This is a genomic window from Roseomonas sp. TS2 (assembly GCF_058833935.1).
Genome location: NZ_JCACVY010000010.1, coordinates 40,911 through 59,437 on the forward strand (window position 1 = coordinate 40,911; position 18,527 = coordinate 59,437).

Annotated in this window: 15 protein-coding genes and 2 pseudogenes; 11 read left to right on the forward strand and 6 right to left on the reverse strand. The window is 70.9% G+C overall.

Going from position 1 to position 18,527, the window contains the following annotated elements:
* Positions 1-15 precede the first annotated feature (15 nt).
* Positions 16-492, reverse strand: a complete 477-nt coding sequence (locus ACZJYS_RS03855) for a hypothetical protein (RefSeq protein WP_146201953.1) — start codon at positions 490-492, stop codon at positions 16-18.
* Between the two features lie 9 nt (positions 493-501).
* A complete protein-coding gene (locus tag ACZJYS_RS03860; RefSeq protein ID WP_493175919.1) occupies positions 502-1,671 on the reverse strand; it encodes a sulfite oxidase in 1,170 nt (389 codons plus the stop codon).
* A 233-nt stretch (positions 1,672-1,904) separates the two neighbouring features.
* On the opposite strand from ACZJYS_RS03860, the gene ACZJYS_RS03865 reads away from it, so the two are divergent.
* Both ACZJYS_RS03865 and ACZJYS_RS03870 read left to right on the forward strand, forming a co-directional pair.
* Positions 1,905-2,414, forward strand: a complete 510-nt coding sequence (locus ACZJYS_RS03865) for an RNA polymerase sigma factor (RefSeq protein ID WP_181378255.1) — start codon at positions 1,905-1,907, stop codon at positions 2,412-2,414.
* 5 nt (positions 2,415-2,419) lie between these two features.
* Entirely contained in the window at positions 2,420-3,088 is a 669-nt protein-coding gene (locus ACZJYS_RS03870) for an anti-sigma factor family protein (RefSeq protein WP_493175920.1), read from the forward strand.
* Positions 3,089-3,103: 15 nt separating this feature from the next.
* On the opposite strand, the pseudogene ACZJYS_RS03875 reads toward ACZJYS_RS03870, so the two are convergent.
* Positions 3,104-3,829, reverse strand: a pseudogene (locus ACZJYS_RS03875) (transposase).
* Between the two features lie 346 nt (positions 3,830-4,175).
* Between ACZJYS_RS03875 and ACZJYS_RS03880 the strand changes: the two are divergent.
* Positions 4,176-6,461, forward strand: coding sequence for a TonB-dependent receptor (locus ACZJYS_RS03880; protein WP_493175922.1), 2,286 nt, complete (start codon positions 4,176-4,178; stop codon positions 6,459-6,461).
* 195 nt (positions 6,462-6,656) lie between these two features.
* Here the strand turns inward: ACZJYS_RS03880 and ACZJYS_RS03885 are convergent.
* Both ACZJYS_RS03885 and ACZJYS_RS03890 read right to left on the reverse strand, forming a co-directional pair.
* Positions 6,657-7,060, reverse strand: a pseudogene (locus ACZJYS_RS03885) (transposase); the annotation flags it as partial.
* Between the two features lie 59 nt (positions 7,061-7,119).
* A complete protein-coding gene (locus tag ACZJYS_RS03890; RefSeq protein ID WP_493175924.1) occupies positions 7,120-8,097 on the reverse strand; it encodes a Bug family tripartite tricarboxylate transporter substrate binding protein in 978 nt (325 codons plus the stop codon).
* Positions 8,098-8,196: 99 nt separating this feature from the next.
* On the opposite strand from ACZJYS_RS03890, the gene ACZJYS_RS03895 reads away from it, so the two are divergent.
* Positions 8,197-9,027 (forward strand): GntR family transcriptional regulator, encoded by an 831-nt coding sequence (locus tag ACZJYS_RS03895; RefSeq protein ID WP_109518742.1) that lies wholly within the window; start codon positions 8,197-8,199, stop codon positions 9,025-9,027.
* 44 nt (positions 9,028-9,071) lie between these two features.
* Here the strand turns inward: ACZJYS_RS03895 and ACZJYS_RS03900 are convergent, their stop codons facing one another.
* Positions 9,072-10,529: an MmgE/PrpD family protein gene (locus ACZJYS_RS03900; protein WP_493175926.1), complete on the reverse strand. Its 1,458-nt coding sequence runs from the start codon at positions 10,527-10,529 to the stop codon at positions 9,072-9,074.
* A gap of 122 nt (positions 10,530-10,651) precedes the next feature.
* Here ACZJYS_RS03900 and ACZJYS_RS03905 point away from each other — a divergent pair, with 122 nt between their 5' ends.
* The 7 genes from ACZJYS_RS03905 to ACZJYS_RS03935 all read left to right on the forward strand — a co-directional run.
* Positions 10,652-11,458, forward strand: a complete 807-nt coding sequence (locus ACZJYS_RS03905; RefSeq protein WP_379637438.1) for an enoyl-CoA hydratase/isomerase family protein — start codon at positions 10,652-10,654, stop codon at positions 11,456-11,458.
* Between the two features lie 13 nt (positions 11,459-11,471).
* Positions 11,472-13,580 (forward strand): acetate--CoA ligase family protein, encoded by a 2,109-nt coding sequence (locus ACZJYS_RS03910; RefSeq protein ID WP_493175929.1) that lies wholly within the window; start codon positions 11,472-11,474, stop codon positions 13,578-13,580.
* A gap of 28 nt (positions 13,581-13,608) precedes the next feature.
* Positions 13,609-14,781, forward strand: coding sequence for an acyl-CoA dehydrogenase family protein (locus tag ACZJYS_RS03915; protein ID WP_379651729.1), 1,173 nt, complete (start codon positions 13,609-13,611; stop codon positions 14,779-14,781).
* Positions 14,782-15,528: 747 nt separating this feature from the next.
* On the forward strand, positions 15,529-16,884 hold the full coding sequence (locus ACZJYS_RS03920; RefSeq protein WP_493175931.1) for a hypothetical protein: 1,356 nt from the start codon (positions 15,529-15,531) through the stop codon (positions 16,882-16,884).
* Positions 16,885-17,052: 168 nt separating this feature from the next.
* A complete protein-coding gene (locus tag ACZJYS_RS03925) occupies positions 17,053-17,298 on the forward strand; it encodes a hypothetical protein (protein ID WP_146201950.1) in 246 nt (81 codons plus the stop codon).
* Between the two features lie 7 nt (positions 17,299-17,305).
* A complete protein-coding gene (locus tag ACZJYS_RS03930; RefSeq protein ID WP_493175933.1) occupies positions 17,306-17,956 on the forward strand; it encodes an ImuA family protein in 651 nt (216 codons plus the stop codon).
* Positions 17,953-18,527 (forward strand): DNA polymerase Y subunit UmuC family protein (locus ACZJYS_RS03935; RefSeq protein ID WP_493175935.1); only part of this gene is annotated, 575 nt, incomplete at its 3' end. The genes ACZJYS_RS03930 and ACZJYS_RS03935, both read left to right, overlap by 4 nt.

Consider the following 18,527-nt stretch of genomic DNA (forward strand, 5'->3'; position numbering starts at 1 on the left):
AACAGCCAGGCGTCGTCAGTTGCTCAGAAACGGATTGCGTGCCCGGGGATTGGATTGCCGGGCCGGAAAGGCGCTGGCGAGGTAGTCCACAATCAGCACCCGCATGTCCGGCTCCAGCGGGGTCATGTTCTGTTTCTCCACCATCCAGTCCATCAGCGCATCCCACCGCTCCCGCGTCAGCCCCGAGCGGCGGATGATCGCGGTGGAATGGCAGGCGGTGCAGTTGGCGAAGGTTTCGGCACGGCCGTGGCCGGCCGGCAGCACCTCCTCGGTTTCAGCGGGCGTCTGCACGGCCGCCAGACGGGCGTTCTCGGCCTCCGCCGCCGCCGCGCGCGCCTGTTCTGCCCGCTGCATTTCGGCAAAGGCCAGGGCAGCCGGCGTCGGTGGATAGGGGGCACGGGTCTCGGGCTGGGCCCACCAGCCGGCCTTCTGCCCGCCCAGGACGAGCACCACCAGCACCAGCAGGCCCGCAACCATTCGGCTCATCGTCACGGCGGCGTCTCAGCCCACCAGGATGGCGGCACGGCCGATGGCATTGGCGCCGTAGCCCTGCGGGTTCCAGTTGGGTGCCACATGAGGCTGCATCCGGCCTTTGGTATCCGTGGCGCGGTGCCACACCTCGAAATAGCCGTCGGAGGGCAACTCCACCGCGCCGGCCCAGCGCTGCCAGCTGTAGCGGTTCGGCGGCGGCGACAGCGCCATCTCGTGCCAGGTGGCGCCGAAATCGACGGACACATGCACCGCCCGCGCCTCGTCATCGCCGGCCCAGGCATGGCCGCGCAGGTCGACACGCCGGGTGTTGGCCGGAAGCCGCGTTCCATGCGCCAGGTTCGTCAGCACCGAGCGTACCGGCATCGAGGTCATGTCGGCGAAGGTGGCGCCGTCGTTCTGCGACCCCGGCACGATCGGCCGCACCGGCAGGCGGTAGGAGGTGCCGCCCATGCCCTGCCCCCGGTGCGGCTCGGCCAGCAGGGTAATCCGTGTCAGCCACTTCTGGGACAGAGAGCCCGGCCAGCCCGGCACGACCAGCCGCAGCGGATAGCCATGGATCTGCGGGATCGGCTGCCCGTTCATGCGGGTGGCGATGATCGTGTGCTCCTCCATCGCCTTGGCAACCGGCATGCCGCGCGAGATGGCCGCACGATCGGTGGCACCGGACAGGTGCGGGTCGGCGCCGAAGTGGCCGGTGAAGCGGGCGCTCTCCTTGGGGCCTGCGGCGCGGATCACGTCGCGCAGCCGCACACCGGTCCACTCGCAATTGCTGATGGCGCCGTTGTTCCACTGGTTGCCGCGGGTTTCCGGCACGAAGGCGGCGCGGCCATTGCCACCGCATTCCATCTGCAGCCGCATCGTCACCGCCTCGAAGCGGGACTCAAGGTCGCCGAGGCTGAGGTCGAGGGGGTTGTTCACCTCGCCATCGAGCCTGAAGCGCCACGTCTTCGGGTCGGCGGCGAAGCGGTCCGGAATCTGGCCGTTGTTGCGGATGAACATCTTGTCCGCCGGCGTCACATCGTCGTCGAGCATGATCTCGGGCGTTTCGGCCACCAGCGGCCGCTCGCCGAGCAGGATCAGCGCCGCCTTGCCGTCCATCCGCAGGATCGGCGTATCGCCGGCCGACTGTGCCAGGGCGGCGGGCAACAGCCCGCTGGGCATCCGGGTCCCGAAGGGCATTGCCGCGCCTAGGGCCATGCCCACTGCGGCAAGGGACACGCCCTTCAGGGCGCCCCGCCGGCCCCAGGCCAGCGCCTCGGCACGTTCTGGATCGCTGGCAAAAAGTTCCACAAGGCTGCGCTCGGTCTTCATGGTCGCTTGTCCTCCCCCGGGCCGCGAAGCGGCGGCCTCTTGAGAGAGGGACGCGCGAGGAGGGTGTTTTATTCCCTGCCTGCTGCAGATACCCTGCGGCCGTGTCCAAGCAGCGCGACCTGCTCGCACGCCATGGCACGGCGCTGCACCGATACGCCCGGGCGCTGGCGGGTGACCCCGACCTTGCCCGCGATCTGTGGCAGGAGGCCGCGGCGCGCGCCCTCGCGGCCCGCCCACCACGCGGCACGGAGGCGGAAGCGCGGGTGTGGCTGTTCCGCATCCTGCGCAATGCCTTCCTGGACGTTGTCCGGCGCAACCGGGTGGCACAGGATCACCGGGTGGAGGAAGAGGCGCTGGCTGGCCAGGGCTGGACCGGCGGTGACGCTGCCTTCGCGCAAGTTGCGGTTGCCCAGATGCTGGCCCGGTTGCCAGAAGCGCAACGCGAGGTGGTAGCCCTGGTGGATCTCGCGGGCTTCTCCTATCTGGAAGTCGCGGCGACGCTCGGATTGCCCAAGGGCACGGTCATGAGCCGGCTGGCCAGGGGCCGCGCTGCCATGCTGGAGGCGCTGAGCGAGAACAGGGCGGCGCCACTGCGGAGGAAGTCGGGTTGAGTGGCATGGACGAGCGCCTGAACGGCCTGCTGGACGGCGAGTTGTCGCCGGCGGAGGCTTCGGACACGGCCCGTGCCCTGCGCGATGACCCATCACTGACCGTCCGATTAGCGGATCTGGCGCGACTGAGGGCATTGACCACGGCGATCGACGCCAACCTGCCGATGCCCGGCATGCCGGTTGAACCGGCGCAGCCGCTCTGGCGAAGGCCGGCGCTGGTGGGCGGAACCTTGATCGCCCTCTCGCTGGCTGCGGCTGGTCTCGTCCTGCTCCCGGGGCGGGAAACATCCTCCCTGGCTGCCCATCGCCGCTTCTTAGCCGCAACCGCGGATACAGCCAGTGCTGCTCCCGGCCTGCCCGATTTATCCGCCGCTGGACTGCGGCTGAGCTGGATCGAGCCAACTGGCGGCGGAACCTATGCGGGCTATGTTGGCCCCCGCGGCTGCCGCCTCGGCCTCTGGCTCGGACCTCGTGGCGGCGCTCCCGTGAGTGGCAACGACGGCTGGCGCACTGAGACCGTGGAGCAGGCTGATGGCCGGGTGGTATGGATCGCTACCACGCTCAGCATGGATGCCGGCCGCTTCGCGGCCCTGGCTGAAGTTGTGCGGTCCGGTTCGGCTGCGGGAGCAACACTACTCGCTGAAGCTTCAGCATACTCTGCCTGCCTATCTTGACCGACATAGAGGCTGTCATGGACCTGCGGCCAGTCGAGCGGCTTGCTTGAGGATGATGCAGGCGAAGGCGACGAGGCGGAGATCGGCAAGAGTGGTGGCATAGCGCTCGTAGTCCTTTACCAGCCGCCGAAAGCGGCTGGCCCAGGCAAACGACCGCTCGACCACCCAGCGCCGCGGCAGAAGCACGAAGCCGCGCCTGGCCTCCGGCAACTTCACGACGCTCTGCCCGGTGGAGGCCTGCACCGCCCGGGCCAGCCGCCCGACCTCAGCGCGGTCATCCGCGCTGGTGGGCGTGACATGGAGAGCCAACAGATGGCCCAGCGTGCCGACCGCCAGGCGCAGCTTGGAACCCTTCTTGCGTTTGGCGCCGTCATACCCCGCCCGCTCGCCGCTCTCGGGAGAGGAGCGCAGCGTCCGACTATCCAGAATGACAGCGCTGGGCTGCGCCTTTCGCCCGGCCGCCAGGCGCAGCACCGTCCGCAGATCCTCGGCCAGAGCCTCGAAGCAATCTGCCGCCAATCAGCGCTGGGCCTGCTGGTACACCGCAGCCCAGGGCGGCAGGTCGTTCGGCATCCAGCGCCGGGATGCGCCGGTCTTCACCACGTAGCGCAGGCCGTTGAACACCTCGCGCAAGCTGTGCTCACGCTGTTGGGCATCCTCAGACAGCAATGTCAGGTAGGGCGCCACCAACGCCCATTCGTCGTCGGAAACGTCAGAGGGGTAGGGCTTGCGGGCACTCATGCCCCGCAGCCTGATCGTGACCCACCCGCAGATCCATAACAGCCTCTAGCCGCCGATCCCGGCTGTACGGCGCCTGGTTCAGGAGACGAGCGCGGCTTTTGCCTGGACGAACCGCCTCCGCCGCCTCGTCATCCGCTGCGAGCGCAGGCTCGACATCCATCATGCCTCCACCGCCTGCGCCCGCTCCTTCATCTGCCTCAACGCGTTTCGAGGACGGCTTGGAAAGCGCATCGAATGTCGAAATCCAACAGCAAGGACTGCGCCTGAGAAGCTTGTCCAATGTAACCCAACCATGCTAATGATAATCATTATCAACATTTGAATGCGTTGCCATGAGGCTGCCTCGATGAGTCCAACCAACCACCAGACCAGCACATGGCTGGTTGTCCGTCATGGCAGCCGCCAAAGCGATGTGGCTAACGATCTGGCTGGAGTATCGTTTGGAACCCGCCCTGATGCGCTCATCAGGCAGGCAGCCGGAGCCGTGGTGCTCCTTGGCCTTTCCGTTGTCCCGGCTGCCTATGCGCAACAGGCAGCAAATCCTGATGTAGCGTCACCGGCAGCGGAGACCGGCTCTACACCTGGCGTGATCACGCTGCCAACCTTGAATGTCACGACTGACGCTGCACCGGCGGCGTTGCCGCCGCCATATGCGGGTGGCCAGGTCGCGCAAGGTGGATCGCTGGGCCTGCTGGGTGCCAGGAGCGTGCTGGACTCACCCTTCAGCACCACCAGCTACACATCCGAACTGATCGAGAACCAGCAAGGCCGGACCGCGGCCGATACGCTGATCAATGATTCCTCCGTCCGCCTCACGACCGGCAGCAACGGCTTCGACGATACCTTCTCGATCCGCGGCTTCCAGGTCGGCAGCCAGGACGTCGGCCTGAACGGCCTGTACGGCCTGATCTCCTCCAACCGCGCCCAGGCGGCGTATATCGAGCGGATCGAGCTCCTCAGAGGGCCTGGCGCGTTCATCAACGGCATCTCGCCGGGCGGCAGCATCGGCGGCGGCATCAACATCATCACCAAGCGTGCCGGCGATCAGCCCCTGACCCGCCTGACGCCGACCTTCATGAGCGACGGCAATTTCGGCATCCAGGCCGATGTGGCCCGCCGCTACGGGGCGAACAACGAGTGGGGCGTGCGCTTCAACGGCCTGTATCGCGATGGCGAGGCTTCGATCGACGATGGCAACCTGCGCAGCGGCCTCGCCGCGTTGGGGCTGGACTACCGCGGCGACCGGCTGCGTTGGTCTGTCGACGGCATCTTCCAGCGTGACGACACGAAGAACTTCCGCCCGCAGCTCACCCTGCTGCCCACCATCGCCTACATCCCGTCTCCGCCGGACGCGCGCAGCAATTGGTATCCCGGCACCAGCCTGCGCCAGCAGGACAGCACCATAGCCACCCGGGTCGAGTACGATGTGACGGACTCGGTGACCGCCTATGCCGCTATCGGCTACCGCGACGGGTGGAATGAGCAGACCTTCCCCGACTCCCGCCCCGGCGGTGCCAATGCGCTCGGCAACTTCCCGCTCACCAATTCCTACTACGATTCCTACAGCAAGACCGTGAGCGGCACCGTGGGCGCCAATGTCCGCTTCAATACGCTGGGCATCGGCCACACCCTCAACATCGGCTATTCGGGCCTGCGGCAGGAGGCGGGCAACGCCTACATCCCCTCCTCCACCGGCTATCCCTCCAACATCTACAACCCGGCGCCGCTGCCGCCCATCACCGCCCGGCGCACCGATCCGCGGCGGGCGTCACTGACGGAATTCTCGAGCCTCGCGGTGGCCGACACCCTGTCCTTCCTGAACGACCGGGTGCTGCTGACCGGCGGCGTCCGCTTCCAGAACGTGGAGGTCAACAGCTACAACACCGCAACCCAGGCGCGGACAAGCCGGTACGACGCGGATGCGACGACACCGCTCTTCGGGCTGGTGGTGAAGCCCTGGCAGAACGTCTCCCTCTACGCGAACTACGCGCAGGGCCTGACGCGCGGAACCATCGTCGGGGCTGGCTACGATAACACCGGCGAGGTCCTCGCCCCCTACAAGTCCGAGCAGTACGAGGCCGGCGTGAAGGTGGATTGGGGCCGTATCACCACCGTCGCCTCGGTGTTCCAGATCGCCCGGCCAAACTCGATCCGCACGCCCGAGAACAATCTCGCCTATGACGGCGAGCAGCGGAACAGGGGCGTGGAACTCTCCGCCTATGGCGAGGTCGTGCCGGGGTTGCGCGCCCTGGCCAGCGCGACCTTCCTCAAGCCCGAGCTGACCAACCCCACCAACCCTGCCGAGCGTGGCAACGACGCCGCAGGCGTGCCGGACAAGACCTTCTCGGGTGCCCTGGACTGGGACGTGCCGGGGGTGACCGGCCTCGCCCTGAACAGCCGCCTGATCTACACCTCGGGCGCCTACCTGAACACCGCCAATACGCTGCGCTTCGACAGCTGGACACGCGTGGATTTCGGCGCCCGCTATACGACGGAGATCTCCAACAAGCCGGTTACGCTGCGTGCCAACCTGGAGAATGCCTTCGGAGAAAATTACTGGCTCACTACCGGTAACTTCGTCACCGTAGGGTCCCCGCGTACTTTCATTGTATCCGCTTCCTTCGATTTCTAGCCTGACAGCCATATTTTAAACTGACTGTCTTGCGCAGCGGCATACATCGCTTTTCGAAACCTGCCCTGCAGTACCTTGGAGCAGATAAGGAAGCAGGCGAGCGCGGCGAAGGCATGGTCGATGTCAATCCTGCGCTCGTGGCGTATAGCTTGTCTGGTCTGCGAGGGGGTTGCCCGGGTTTCCTGCAGCAGGCAGGCGCCGGCCGGTGACGAGGTGGCGCTTGATGCCTGCCTGGCCGCGATCCACCGGGTTCGCGGCCTGTTCCGGCGCTCCCTCTTGGCTGCAATGGACGCGCTGCGCGGCTCCAGCCGATGCGGTCCGCATGGCGCAAGCGCCGCAGCAGCAACTCATGGTGCAGCCGGTCCCACACACCAGTCTCCTGCCAGCCCCGCCAGCCGCCGCCAGCAGGTGATGCCAGATCCGCAGCCCCTCTCCCGCGATATGCCGAGCGGGGAACAAAGAGGATGCCGCTCAAGGCGGCTCGGGGGGGGTACCGCCGGTCGTCCGCCCTTCGTGGCTTGGAATCCCTCCGGCGGCAGCAGCGGCTCGATCACCGGCCAGAGTTCATCTGAGATCAGGGGCTTCGCCCTGCCACTCAGATCTGTGCGGCCCTGCCATCTGTCCAGGTTTTGCAAGGCGCCGTAAATGTTGAGTTGCGTCAACTGGCCTTTATGCGCGCATCCTGCGCCAGCTTCCGCCAGCGGGCGATATCAGCCGCGACGAAGGAGCCGAACTCCGCCATGCTCTGCGGCATGGGCTTCGCTCCTTCGAGCGCCAGGAACTTCGTGTAGCGCTCGGTCCCGATGATCTGGTTGATGGCACCGTGCAACTCCTCCCGGATGGGAGCCGGGGTCCCCTTCGGCGCCAGCACGCCCCACCAGACATCCACGGCGAAGTCGATGCCGGTCGCCTCCTTCACCGTCGGGATCTGCGGCGCGTAGCTCATCCTCTCGCTGCTGGTATAGGCGAGCACGGGGACCTGGTTGCTGGTGACGAGGTTGCTGATGGAGGCCAGCGTCGTCACCATGATATCCACCCGCCCCGCCAGCAGGTCCGCCTGCGCGGGCGAGATCCCGGAATAGGGCACCGGCTCCATGCTCAGCCCGGCGGCGGCGTTGAACGCCTCCATGGTGAAGTGGCCCACCGCCCCCATGCCGGCCATGGCGTATTGCACCCGCCCGGCACCCTCCCGCGCCGCCCCCACCAGGGTGCGCATGTCCGGGAAGCCGTTCGGCTTGGTCACGATCAGCATGGGGGCCAGGCAGATGCGCGCCACGGGATCGAAGCTCTCCAGCGCGTCGTAGGGGGTCTTGAGATAGGTGGAACTGGTCGCGAAAGAGGTCGAGGCGAGGAGAAACGTGTAGCCGTCGGGCGGCGAATTTGCGACGAAGCCGGCGCCGAGCGTGCTGCCGGCGCCCGGGCGGTTCTCGACGATGACCGGCTTGCCCAGCGTGCCCTGCAGCGCCTCGGCCAGCGGCCGGGCCAGCGCGTCATTGCTGCCGCCCGGCGTGTAGGGAACCACCAGGCGGATCGGCCGGTCCGGCCATTTCGCCTGGGCGGGCCGGACCCACAGGGCAGGAAGGGCGAGGCCGGAGAGGCCGCCGACGAGGCCACGGCGGCTGATGGAGACTGTCATGGAGATCCTCCGCTGAGGGCACTTCAACAGGCAATGCTGGCCTGTTGTGCTCTTGTACGAACAACCGTATCTAGGCTTAGAGAGACAAGTCAACCAAGCATGTCGAGAAGCAAGCTCCCGATCCGTCCCTCGCTTCCCGCCCGGGAGGCGCGCTCCGCCCCGCTCTCGCCCGCGGTCAGCCAGCTGCTGTCCAGCGCCCAGCCGCGCTATGCGAGCGTGGCCGCCACCCTGGCGGGGGAGATCCTGGACAAGGGGCGGCCCGTCGGCTCGCTGCTGCCGACCGAGCAGGAACTCGCCGAGCACTTCGCCGTCAGCCGCTCCACCATCCGGCAGGCGCTGCGGCGGCTGCGCGAGCTGGGCCTTGTCGCCGGCGCCCAGGGCGTGGGCACGCGCGTCATCGCCGACCAGCCGCGCAGCGACTACGTGCTGGCGGTGCGCTCCGTCACGGACGTGATGGGCTATGCGACGCCCACCCGGCTGGAACTGCTCTCGCGCGAGACGGTGACGGCGGATGCCGCCCACGCCGCACGGATCGGCGCCGAGGCTGGCAGCCGCTGGGTGCACCTGCGCGGCCTGCGCTGGCCGGAGGACCGGAGCCGCCCGCCGATCTCCGTGGTGGACCTGCACGTGGCGGCCGAGTTCGCCGCCGTGACGACGCTGCCCGAGCTGGTGACGACACCCGCCTACCGGCTGATCGGGCAGCGGATGGGCGTGGCGGTGGCCGAGGTGCTGCAGGAGATCACCGCCATCAGCCTGCCGGCCCCTGTGGCGGAGCTGCTGGCGGTGCCGGCCGGCTCGCCCGGCCTGCATATCCGGCGGCGCTTCCTGGCGGCGGATGGCCGGCTGCTGGAGGCCACCGAGAACCACCACGCCGCCGCGGACCGCTTCGCCTATGCGCTCCGCCTCGGCGCGCCGGAGGGCGAAGGCTAGGGCGGCCTCCTCCGCCCGGCCGTCGCCTTCGCGCGAACGGGGCGCTAGACGCTGCGGCCGCCGCCCCCGGCCAGCGCGGCGGCCTCGAGGATGGGCGCGACATCATCGGCCTGGTCGATCCGCCAGAGCCGGCCGAGCACGGCCTCCGCCGCCGCGGCGCCGAGCACGGGGGCGGCGAGGTCCAGGAACTTCGCGCTGATCCCATCGTCGGAGAGGCGGTTGCGGGCGCCGCCGAAGGGCTCGGGCACGTAGCGGTGCAGCCGGCGGCCGTCCCGGGTGGTCACGGTCACATGGGCGCTGCGCTTAGACGGATAGTCGGCCTCGCAGCACGGGTCGACGACCACCGAGACGCGCCCGGCGAGGGCCAGCGTCTCCGGGTCGGCCCGGTGCGCGGTGCTGAAATCGGCGAGGCTGACGCGGCCCGCGCGCAGCGCCGTGGCGATGACGAAGGGGAAGCTCATCTGCGCCGTGGTCATCTCCGACCACCCCACCGCGCCATGCGTGGCGGCGATGGCGTAGGTGCCGATCTCGACCCGCTCCACCGCCTCCGCCGTCACCCCTTCCTCCCGCAGGATGGCGAGCACGGCATCGATGCCGGGATGGATGTGGCGGCAGCAGGCATAGGGCTTGATGTAGCAGTTGGCGACCGCGAGGGGGCTGTCCGGATGGTGGCCGCCAGCGCTCATCAGGTCGATCGCCGCGCCGTCGAAGGCGCCGGTGTCACCGCCCGCATAGGCGTGGAAGAAGCCTTCCTTCATCTCCAGCGCGCCGCGCGGGGCGGGCAGCCCGGCCTCGGTGAGCAGCGCCGCCATCAGCCCCTCGCGCGCCGCATGGCCGGGATGGGTGCGCTTGACGTCGCCGCCGCCGAGGAAGGTGAACAGGCCGGCGGCATAGGAGGCGGCGGTGCCGATGGCGTTCTCCACCGCCGCGGCGTCCATCCGCATGAGGGAGGCGCCGGCGACCGCCGCGCCGAAGACGCCGGCGGTGCCGGTGTTGTGGAAGCCGCGCCAGCGGGCGCGCGGATGGCTGGCGGCGGCGATGCGGCAGCAGGCCTCGTAGCCCGCGACAATGGCGGTCAGCAGTTCTTCACCGGTCGAGTGGCGCAGGAAGGCGAGGCTGACCGAGGCCGGCACCACCACCGCGCCGGGATGCACCGAGCCCGGCCGGTGGCCGTCATCCAGCTCCAGCCCATGCGCGCTGGTGCCGCCCAGCCAGGCGGCGCTGAGGGCGTCGTAGCACTCGCCGAAGCCCGGCACCGGCACCATGCCGGCACCCACGCCCGCTGCCCGCATGGCGTTGCGTCCGGATGTGGTGGCCTCCTGCCCGGCGCCGGCGATCATGGCGCCGAGCGTGTCGATGAGGTGGCGCCGCGCGGCCTGGCGCGCGGCCTCGTCGATCGCGGCGTAGCGCAGCCCGGCGGCGAAGCCGGCGAGGCGCGCCGTAGGGCCGGCGGTGCCGGGCCGGCTGGCTGTGGCGGGGGCGAGGGGGGTGTCGAGGTCCATGCGGGCGTCTCCCATCCGGCCCCGATGGGCCATTGTCATGTTGTACGTACAACACTATAAGAACCCAAAGCCCGCCGCAAGCGCCCCGCCGGGCGCCCCGACGGCCGGCGAGGGAGAGAAGCATGGAGCGGGATATGCCGCGGAGGGCGGGCGACGCCCCGCCGCTGGCCATCGAACGTCAGGGCCGTGTGGCGACGCTCACCTTCAGCCGCCCGCCCAACAACCACATCGACCGCGCGCTGGTCGTGCTCCTAGCCGAGGCGATGGCGGCCCTCGATGCCGATGACGGCGTGCGGGCCGTGGTGCTGGCGGGCGCCGGCCGGCATTTCTGCGCCGGCGCCGATTTCTCGGGCGGCGATTCCGGCGGCCTCGACACGCCGCGCGACGCGCCGGGCGAGACGCTCTACCGTCAGGCGGCGCGGCTGCTGCGCGGCCGCAAGCCGGTCGTCGCCGCCATCCAGGGCGCGGCCATCGGCGCCGGGCTTGGCCTCGCGGTGGTGGCGGATTTCCGCATCGGCTGCGCCGAGGCGCGCTTCGCCGCCAATTTCACCCGGCTCGGCTTCCACCCGGGCTTTGGCCTCTCGGCCACCCTGCCGCGGCTGATCGGCGCGCAGAAGGCGGCGCTGCTGTTCTACACCGGCCGCCGCATCGACGGCGCCGAGGCGCTGCGGATCGGGCTGCTGGACGAGCTGGTGCCGCAGGCCGAGGTGCTGGGCGCGGCGCAGGCGCTGGCCGAGGAGATCGGCCACTCGCAGCCGCAGGCGGTGCAGAGCGTGCGCGCCACGCTGCGCCGCGGCCTGCCCGACCTGTTCGACCAGGCCATCGAGCGCGAGTTCGAGCAGCAGGTGTGGCAGCGCCGGATGGAGGATTTCGCCGAGGGCCGCCGCGCCATGGCCGAGCGCCGCCTGCCGGATTTCCAGGGACGCTGAGGGAAACCCGATGATGGACCAGACTCTCGCGGCGGATGCCCCACCGCACGCCCCCGGCCAGACGCTGGCCGATGCCCTGTTCCGCCCGCGCAGCATCGCGCTGATCGGCGCCTCGGCGGACCCGGCGAAGAACACCTCGCGCGCCCAGCGCGTGCTGCAGAAGGCCGGCTACCGCGGCCGCATCCTGCCGGTGAACCCCGGCCGGCGCGAGATCTTCGGCGAGACGGCCTATCCGGACATCCGGGACGTGCCGGGGCCGGTGGACCATGCCTTCCTCATGGTGCCGCCGCCGGCGGTGGAGCAGGCCATCGCCGGCTGCGCGGAGCGCGGCGTGCGGGTGGCCACCATCTACAGCGCCGGCTTCGCCGAGATGGGGGAGGCCGGGCGGCAACGTCAGGAGCGGCTGGTGGCGCTGGCCCGCAAGGGCGGCGTGCGGCTGGTCGGGCCCAACTGCCTCGGCCTCGTCAATGTCACCGATGGCGTGCCCATCACCAACAACGCCGCCGTCGAGGCGGAGCCGCTGGAGCCGGGGCCGCTCGGCCTGATCTCGCAGAGCGGCAGCATGATGGGCGCCCTGCTCTCGCGCTGCCGCACGCGCGGCCTGTCCTTCTCCAAGCTCGTCTCTGTCGGCAATGAATGCGACCTTGGCGTGGGCGAGATCGCATCGCTGATGGTGGAGGACGCGGCGACCGAGGCGGTGCTGCTGTTCCTCGAGACGCTGCGGGACGCCGAGGCGCTGGCCCGCGCCGCGCGGCGCGCCCATGCGCTGGGCAAGCCGGTGATCGCCTACAAGCTCGGCCGCTCGGAGGTCGGGCGGCGCATCGCCGTCTCGCACACCGGCGCCATGGTGGGCGGCGACGAGCTGGCCGACACCTTCTTCCGCGAGAACGGCATCCTGCGCGTCGACACGCTGGAGGGGCTGGTGGAGCTGCCGCGCCTGGTGATGGGCCGGCGCCCGCCGAAGGGCCGCCGGGTGGCCGTGCTCACCGGCACGGGCGGCGGCGCCGCGATGGTGGTGGACCGGCTGGGCTCTCTCGGCATCGAGGTGGCGCCGCCGCCGGAGGCAATGCGGGCGCGGCTGGCGGGGCAGGGGATCGAGGTGTCGGACTCGCCGCTGATCGACCTGCCGATGGGCGGCGGCAAGGGGCAGTACACCACCGTGCTGAAGGAGATCGTGGCGGGCGAGCATTGCGACGCCGTGGTGGCGGTGCTCGGCTCCACCGCGCGGCTGCGCCCCACCCAGGTGGAGGAGAACATCCTCTCCGTCTATGACGGCAGCAAGCCGCTTGCCGTCTTCTGCGCGCCGCAGGCCGATGCGGCGCTGGCGATCTGCGACGCGGCCGGGGTCGCCGGCTTCCGCACGCCGGAGACCTGCGCCGATGCGCTGAACGCCTACCTCTCCTGGCGCGCGCCGCGCGGCCTGGAGGCGCCGGACCCGGCGGCGGCGGGCGCGCGGGCGCTGCTGCAGGGCTATGGCCCGCGCCGGCTGAACGAGGCGGAGGCCTGCGCCGTCTTCGCGGCGCTGGGCATCGAGGGCCCCGGCAGCCGGATCGTGGCGGATGCGGCGGAGGCCCGCGGCATCGAGGGGCCGGCCGCGGTGAAGATCGTCTCGCCCGACATCGCCCACAAGACCGATGCGGGGCTGGTGCGGCTCGGCCTGCGCGGGCCGGAGATCGCGGCGGCCGTGACGGAGATCCTGGCACGCGCCCGCGCGGCCTTTCCCGCTGCCAAGCTGGAGGGGGTGCTGGTGGCGCCGATGCAGCAGGGCCTCGCCGAGGTGATCCTGGGCTACCGGCACGACCCGGAGGTGGGGCCCGTGGTGGTGCTGGGCCTCGGCGGCGTCACCGCCGAGCTGTCGCGCCGCACCGCCGTGCGGCTGGCGCCCGTCTCGCTGGAGACGGCACAGGAGATGATCGCGGCCATCCCCGAGCTGCGCGCCATCGAGGGCTACCGCAACCTGCCGCGCGGCGACGTACCGGCCCTGGCGGCGGCGATCCGCGCCCTCTCGCTGCTGGCCGCGCTGCCGCGGGAGATGGTGGCCGAGGCGGAGATCAACCCGCTCATCGTGCGCTCTGAGGGCCAGGGCGCCGTCGCCGTCGATGGCCTGGTCGTGCCGGGCTGAGCGCGCCGCAGGGAAACGAGGAACGCCCATGGACATGATGATGAACGACGAGAGCCGCATGCTGCAGGATCTCGTCCAGCGCTTCGTCGAGCGCGAGCTGATGCCGCTGGAAGCCGCCGTGCTGAAGCGCGAGGCGGAGACCGGCAGCTACCGGCTGCTGCCGGAGGAGGAGGCGCCGCTGCTGGAGAAGTGCCGGGAGCTCGGTCTCTGGGGCCTCGACGTGCCGGAGGAGATGGGCGGCGTGAACCTCTCCGCGCTGGACCGGCTGATGGTGGAGGAGGAGGTCTCCCGCACCATCACGCCCTTCGAGTTCCCGCCGGACAGCCCGAACCTGCACATGCTCAAGGCCGTGGCGACGCCGGAGCAGCGCGAGAAGTACATGGTCCCCTATGCCGAGGGGCGCATGAAGTCCTGCATCGCCATCTCCGAGCCCGGGGCGGGCGGCGACCCGGCGGGCATGATCACCCGCGCGGTGAAGGACGGCTCGGACTGGGTGATCAACGGCCGCAAGATCTGGGTCAGCCGCGTGCCCTATTGCGACTTCATCATCCTGATGGCGCGCACCGGCGAGGGGAAGCGCGAGGAGGGCGTCACCGCCTTCATCGTGGAGAAGGACACGCCGGGCTTCATCATCGAGCGCGAGATCGCGATGATCGGCGGCAAGAAGACCTATGAGCTGGTCTTCGAGGATTGCCGTGTGCCGGAGAGCCAGGTGCTGGGCGAGCTCGGGCGCGGCTACGCGCCGATGCAGCTGCGGCTGAACATCCGCCGCCTGCAGGTGGGCGCGCGCTGCGTGGGCATCATCGGCCGCGCGCTGGAGATGATGATCGACCAGGCCAACAACCGCGCGACCTTCGGCGTGAAGCTGGCGGACCGCCAGGCCATCCAGTGGTGGATCGCCGATGCGGGAATCCGCGTGCACGCCCTGCGGCTGATGGTGCAGGCCGCTGCGAGGACACTGGATGCCGGCGGGGATGTGCGCCACGAGGCCTCCATGATCAAGGTCTTCGCCACGGAGACGGCGCAGGAGGTGCTGGACCAGGCCATGCAGTGCCACGGCGCCATGGGAATGACCCGTGAGCTGCCGTTGCAGCTTTTCTACCAGCAGGTCCGGCTGATGCGGATCTATGAAGGCCCGACGGAGGTGCATCGCATGGCGATCGCACGGCGCATGCTGAAGTCGCGCGGCAGTCGGTCCTGACCGCCAGCGCGCCGGTGCCGCCCTGGGAATGGCGCAGCAACGGCAGCACCGCGCCCCGGAGCCGCAGCAGGAGCGGCATCCCGTACGAGCGGCTCTGTCGCCGAGGGCTGGGCGGCCAGGAGGCTCGAGGGTACGCGGCTCGGCTATCTCGCCATGCGCTGCGGCTGTTCTTCGGCGGGCACAGGGCGCTGCATGACTGCGCGCGACGCTGGCGATCCTGAAGGCCGCTGCCCCACTTCCGGCGTGACGGAGCTGCGCGCCTGCTGAGGGCCGCCCGCCAGACCTCCTGGCGCATCTGGGCGGTGGAGGCACCTTTTGAGAGGCCAAGGACCGCCTCAAGGCGCGCGGCTGCCGCTGGAACGGGGACGCCACGGCAGGGCAGCCACGCGCTCGGTCCACCGGCGTACCGGAAACCCTGCAGCGGGCGGAACTGGGCTTCCTTTGGCGAGAGGCCTATGGCCGGAAGATGGAACTGTCCCGCCAGCGTCTCACTGACCAGGAGCGCTTCCCAGAGCGGGGATGGAGGATCGTCTGCCTGGGAGCGAGCCTGGCATTGAGGCAGCCTTGTACGGCTGGAGGTCTCGCAGGCGATGGTCCGCGCCGCGGCCTGCATTCCTTGGTACCCGGATGACGATCCACCCCAGGCCCCCTGATTCCCCAGGCTCCATGATTCGCAGCAGCCATGGTGTGCCTGGGCTGTCGGCGTTAAGGCTGCCAACCCACAAGAAGATTTCCGGAGACCGCAATATGGCACCAGCCGATGATTCCTGGCGGGAGGTCGTGACCACGGCCCGCTCCAGGGCCCGCGACCTGGCGCCGGAGCTGCGGTCCGTGGTGCTGACCCACTACCCGGATGCCGAGACGCTGGACCTGATGCGGCCCGGCGGCGAGGTGCCGCTGGCGGTGCTGCAGGAGGCCAACCGCGCCGTGGCCGCCGAGATGCTGCGGCAGGGCGTGGTGGTGCTGGTGCAGCAGGCCGACCGGGCCGCCGCCCGGCGCTGGCGGGATGCGTGGCAGGACGGCGCCGGTGGCCCTGCCGCCTGGCGCGACCGCAGCCGACTGCTGCACGGCACCGAGGCCCTGCGGCGGATCGGCGTGGAGGCTCCGGCTCCATCGCGCCCGGAGAAGGGTGCCGGCACCCCGGCCGACCGGCTGGTGCGGCTCTTCGCCAGCGAGGATGGCGCCGCCTTCGAGGCCTGCGCCGAAGCGCTGATTGCCCAGGGGCGCGACGGCGTGCTGGAGCAGGCGGTGCGCAAGGTGGCGCAGCGCCATGGCGAGGAGGCGGCCGAGGATCTCTCGCTGGAGCTTCTGGCGCTGGCCGAGGCGGCGCCGGTGGGCCCGTCCGGCTGGGCCGGGCTGGTGTCGCTGCCCGTGGCCCTCCCGCCCGACGCGCTGCTCGACCCGGCGGCGCTGGCGGAGAGCTTCCTGGCCTGCGGCGCGCTGCCGGAGGCGGTCTCCCTGCACCTGCTGCCGCACTGGTACGTGCCGGAGGCCATTGCCGCGCTGACCCCCGTCGAGGCCCGCCAGACGCTGCTGGCCCTGGTGGCGGGCGAGGCGCCGGCCGCGCTGCCGCCGGCCGCTCCCGAGGCGCTGGCGCAGGGTGGGTTCGGCGTGCTGCTGGGCCTGCAACTCGACTGGGATGTGCCGCTCTGGGAGGAGATCGCCGAGGCCGGGTTGCCCGAGTCCGCCGACGAGGACGCCCCGCCCACGCCAGAGGAGGCGGCCCTGGCGGAGGCGTTCGACCGCTGGCGCGGCATGGCCTTCCAGGCCTTCGGCGGCTGCGTGCCGCTGGCGCTGGTGCCGCTCTCCGAGACCGGGGCCGAGATCGCCGACTTCCTGGAGGAGGCCGGCGAGCAGAGCAGCGTATTGCGGGAAATCCAGGACTTCGTCGCGGTCGCTCGGCAGGAAGCGCTGGAGGAGGAGGTGGTCTGTCTGCCGCGTGCCGAGGAAGGGCAGTTGCATCTCACGCTCTACACCCGCTCGGGCCGGCTGCTGGACGAGATCACGCTGGAGGCGGAGCGCCTGCCGCTGCCGGCCACCGAGATGCCGGCGCTGCTGGAGGCGATCGTGCCGCTGGTCAGCCGTCCGCCGAGATCGGCCTGAGCCCCAGAAGGGGGCGGTGCGCCCTGTCTTCCAGCACTGGCCCGTGGCCGTGCAGAGGCGGAACTGTGGAGCAGGAGCAAGGGGCTGTCTCCCCCCACAGCCCTGCTTCCGCTGTCAATCAAGTCTTTGTTCTTGATTCGTTCTGCGATTCGCCTTTAGCGTCGCCTCATGGCTGACCTTGATCCTGACGCTGCGCGTCCGCTGCCCCTGCCCTCGGGCTTCTCCCCTGCCCTTGCCGATGAGGTGGCGGAGGCTTTGGCCTATGCGCTGCGCTACGACGAGCGCGGCCGGCCAAGGCCGTCGGGCGGGCCCCTGGTCGCCAGCCTCGCCGCCGAGCACCTGGTGCAGCACCTCGAGCGTGCCGGCTTCCTGATCCTCAAACGGCCGCCCGACCGGCTGCACAGCGCCGGCTGAGGGTGCCGTGGCTCCCTCCGAGGCCCGGCTCGAGGCGCTGCGGGACCAGCTGGCCCGGATGGAGCGCGGCGGCGGCGGCGCGGCCTTCCCGCCCCTGCCCCTGGCCCCTGCCATCGACCGGCACCTGCCCGGAGGCGGCCTGGCGCGCGGCGCGCTGCACGAGATCCAGATGGCCGACCGCAATGCCGGCTTCGCCTTCGCCGCGCTGATCCTCGGCCGCACCACGGGGCCGGTGCTGTGGATCGCCCCCGCCGCCGACACCCCCTGGGCGCCCGGGCTGCATTGCCTCGGCCTGCCGCCCGAACGGCTGCTGCTGGCCGGCTACCGGCAACCCGCCGATGGGCTGTGGCTGCTGGAGGAGGCGCTGCGCACGCCCGGGCTGGGCGGCGCCGTGCTGCGGCTCGATGTGCTGGACCTCACCGCCTCGCGCCGCCTGCAGCTGGCGGTGGAGGGCTCCCCCCGCATCGGCCTGCTGCTGCGCGCGGCGGCCGAGCACGGGCCGTCGAGCGCCACCAGCCGCTGGCGCGTGGCCTCCCACCCTGACCCTGCCCTGCGCCCCTGCTGGCAGCTGGCGCTGCTGCGCTGCCGCGGCGGCCAGCCCGCCGCCTGGCTGGTGTGCCACGAGGGCGGCGCGCTGCAGGTGGAGGCTCTGCCATGAGCCGCCGCTACCTTGCCCTGGCGCTGCCGGACCTCACCCTCGACCGCCTGCGCCGGCAGCACCCCGCCCTGGCCGGCCAGCCCTTCGCGGCCTGGGCCAGCCGCGGCCCGCGCCGCTGGCTCACCGCCGTCGCCGCGCCAGGGCTGCAGCCCGGCCAGGCCGTGGCGGACGCCCAGGCCATCCATCCGGGGCTGCTTCTGTTCGAGGCCAGCCCGGCGGCCGATGCCGCGCTGCTCACCCGCCTGGCGCTGTGGGCGATGCGCTTCACGCCGCTGGCCGCCGTGGACGGTACGGATGGGCTGATGCTCGACGTCACCGGCGTCGCCGGGCTGTTCGGCGGCGAGGCCGCGCTGCTGGCGGCGGTGGAACGGAGCTTCGCAGCGGGCGGCTATCGGGTGCGGGGCGCCATCGCCGGCGCGCCGGGCACCGCCGCCGCCCTGGCCCGCACCGCGGGGGCGCCGTGCCTGCTGCCCGGCGAGGCCGGCCCCGAGATCCTGGCCGCCCTGCCGCTGGCCGCGCTGCGCCTGCCCCCGGCGACGCTGCAGGGCCTGGCCCGGCTCGGCCTGCACAG

Bases quoted from the DNA above. Each gene is read 5' to 3' on its own strand.
- ACZJYS_RS03860 (WP_493175919.1), bottom strand. From the start codon at position 1,671: ATGCCCTTCGGGACCCGGATGCCCAGCGGGCTGTTGCCCGCCGCCCTG.
- ACZJYS_RS03870 (WP_493175920.1), top strand. From the start codon at position 2,420: ATGGACGAGCGCCTGAACGGCCTGCTGGACGGCGAGTTGTCGCCGGCG.
- ACZJYS_RS03880 (WP_493175922.1), top strand. From the start codon at position 4,176: ATGAGTCCAACCAACCACCAGACCAGCACATGGCTGGTTGTCCGTCAT.
- ACZJYS_RS03890 (WP_493175924.1), bottom strand. From the start codon at position 8,097: ATGACAGTCTCCATCAGCCGCCGTGGCCTCGTCGGCGGCCTCTCCGGC.
- ACZJYS_RS03895 (WP_109518742.1), top strand. From the start codon at position 8,197: ATGTCGAGAAGCAAGCTCCCGATCCGTCCCTCGCTTCCCGCCCGGGAG.
- ACZJYS_RS03900 (WP_493175926.1), bottom strand. From the start codon at position 10,529: ATGGACCTCGACACCCCCCTCGCCCCCGCCACAGCCAGCCGGCCCGGC.
- ACZJYS_RS03905 (WP_379637438.1), top strand. From the start codon at position 10,652: ATGGAGCGGGATATGCCGCGGAGGGCGGGCGACGCCCCGCCGCTGGCC.
- ACZJYS_RS03910 (WP_493175929.1), top strand. From the start codon at position 11,472: ATGGACCAGACTCTCGCGGCGGATGCCCCACCGCACGCCCCCGGCCAG.
- ACZJYS_RS03915 (WP_379651729.1), top strand. From the start codon at position 13,609: ATGGACATGATGATGAACGACGAGAGCCGCATGCTGCAGGATCTCGTC.
- ACZJYS_RS03920 (WP_493175931.1), top strand. From the start codon at position 15,529: ATGGCACCAGCCGATGATTCCTGGCGGGAGGTCGTGACCACGGCCCGC.
- ACZJYS_RS03925 (WP_146201950.1), top strand. From the start codon at position 17,053: ATGGCTGACCTTGATCCTGACGCTGCGCGTCCGCTGCCCCTGCCCTCG.